The organism is Neisseria sp. P0001.S005, assembly GCF_051963715.1.
The window spans coordinates 1-314 of sequence record NZ_JBQCTZ010000897.1 but is presented as its reverse complement, the minus strand read 5'-3'; the positions used below and the strand labels follow the sequence as shown (position 1 = coordinate 314).

General features: G+C 43.3%; 1 pseudogene. It reads left to right on the top strand.

The features are described 5' to 3' along the window. A pseudogene (locus tag ACTHSP_RS23410) lies at positions 1-252 on the top strand (prokaryotic membrane lipolipid attachment site family protein); the annotation flags it as partial. Positions 253-314: the final 62 nt, after the last annotated feature.

Genomic DNA, 314 nt, shown 5'->3' with positions numbered 1-314 from the left:
GCCCAATATTTGAACCGCTTCCGTATCCAACAAGTGGGACGCAACTCCGTCGATGACCGTATGTACGAAGTTTATCTGCGTTCTGCCGTTTACAGCCAACGTGGTGAAATTACTACCGAGCAATCCAAACAGTACATTCAAGGTGCTTTGCGTGGTTGTCAGCAACGTTGGAAAAACATGGATACCAAGCCAAGAAATCCTGCGTTTACCAACTTCCTGATGGAAGTTATGGGTTTGCAGCCTTTGAAATAAAAAAGTAATATAACGAGAAGGCCGTCTGAATATTCAGACGGCCTTCTTCTCATATTTATATA